Genomic DNA, 1,564 nt, shown 5'->3' with positions numbered 1-1,564 from the left:
TCCCCTCTCCCCCCCTGCTTCGCAGGGTACCCTCCCCCGCAGAGGGGGGAGGGAGAGCGCGGTTGCGTTGGTCCCAAAAAACTCACGACGGGTTGGCCGCCTTCTCGACCGTCGCCTCGCCCTTGGTCTCCCCCTTGCCGGCGGCCTTGTCGAAGGCGCGGCGCATCAGGTCGGTGCCGAATTCGAGCGCGCCGTCCATCGCCCGCTGCGACAGGGTGCCGGTGCCGACCGCCTCGCCCGCGTAGACGGGTTGGTCGAGGGCGACCACGTCGCCGCGCATCACCCGGAGCCGCCCGACCTCGCTGCCCGCCTCGACGGGGGCGGTGAGCGGGCCCTGGTAGACCACCCGGGCCGTGACCCGGTCGGCGGAGCCCCGCGGCATCAGCACCCGCACGGGCTTCTTGGCCACCAGCGGCACCGCGCCGCGCTCGCCGCCGTAGACCGAGGCCTCCGCCACCGTCTCGCCGGGCGCGAAGACCTGGCGCGGCTCGAAGGCGCGGAAACCCCACTCCATCAGCTTGCGGCTCTCGGCGGCGCGGTCGCGCGCGGTCTTCAGGCCCGACACGACCAGGATCAGGCGCTGGCCGTTCTGCACGGCGGAGGCCGTCAGCGCGTAGCCCGATTCCTCGAGGTAGCCGGTCTTCAGCCCGTCGGCGCCGATGTCGAGCGTGAGAAGCGGGTTGCGGTTCTGCTGCTTGATCTTGTTCCAGGTGAACTCGCGCTCGGCGTAGATCTTGTAGTATTCCGGGTAGGTCTCGATGATGTGCAGCGCGAGCTTGGCCATGTCGCGCGCGGTGACGCGCTGGTCGGGGGCCGAGTAGCCGGTGGCGTTGCGGAAGTTCGAGCGGGTGAGCCCGATCTCCTTCGCGCGCTGGTTCATCAGGTTGGCGAAGGCCGCCTCCGAGCCGGCCATGTTCTCCGCGATGGTGATCGCCGCGTCGTTGCCCGACTGCACGATCAGGCCGCGCAGGAGGTCGGAGAGCTTGATGCGGCTGTTGACCTGCGCGAACATCGAGGAGCCGCCCCCCCCGGCCCCGCCCCGGCGCCACGCGTCCTCGGTGACGGTGAACTCGGTGTCCATCGTGTAGCGGCCGCTCTTCAGGGCCTCGAACACGATGTCGGCGGTCAGGAGCTTGGCCATGCTGGCCGGCGCGAAGGGCTCGTCGGCGGCCTTCTCGAACAGGGTCGAGCCGGAATCGACATCGACCAGGATCGCGTGCTGGGCCGCGGTCTGGAAGCTTTGGGCCCGTGCGGCGGGGGCCGGCGCCAGCGCGCAGGCCGCCGCCAGGCAGGCACGCGCCAGGATCGTCCAGAGGGAAGTGCGCATCACCGTCTCCCGCGCGCCGGCCGGGGCACGCCCGCCCCGGGCATGGATCACGCCCCCATCGATAACAAGCGTGACCATATCGCGGTTTCAACGCGGATCGAACGGGAAATCGCTTGGGTGGGAGCTTCCCTTCCCTGCGCGCCATCCAGATCGCACACGCGTGGGGCCCCACCACGCTCTCCCTCCCCCGCAGAGGCAGGGCGATCGCATATGCCGAGCGAGCCTAGCCCCGGTCAG

1 protein-coding gene is annotated in these 1,564 nt (G+C 70.8%); it reads right to left on the bottom strand.

Going from position 1 to position 1,564, the window contains the following annotated elements:
- Positions 1 to 82: 82 nt before the first annotated feature.
- Entirely contained in the window at positions 83 to 1,327 is a 1,245-nt protein-coding gene (locus AX737_RS20670; RefSeq protein WP_066924524.1) for a D-alanyl-D-alanine carboxypeptidase family protein, read from the bottom strand.
- Positions 1,328 to 1,564 lie beyond the last annotated feature (237 nt).

This window comes from Methylobacterium sp. CCH5-D2 (genome assembly GCF_001556475.1).
In the GTDB taxonomy this organism is placed as follows: Bacteria; Pseudomonadota; Alphaproteobacteria; order Rhizobiales; family Beijerinckiaceae; genus Methylobacterium; species Methylobacterium hispanicum.
Note: the sequence above shows the minus strand (reverse complement) of the source record. Positions and strands in the feature narration are given on the sequence as shown.

Coding starts and splice junctions, on each gene's coding strand:
- AX737_RS20670 (WP_066924524.1), bottom strand. CDS start 1,327: ATGCGCACTTCCCTCTGGACGATCCTGGCGCGTGCCTGCCTGGCGGCG.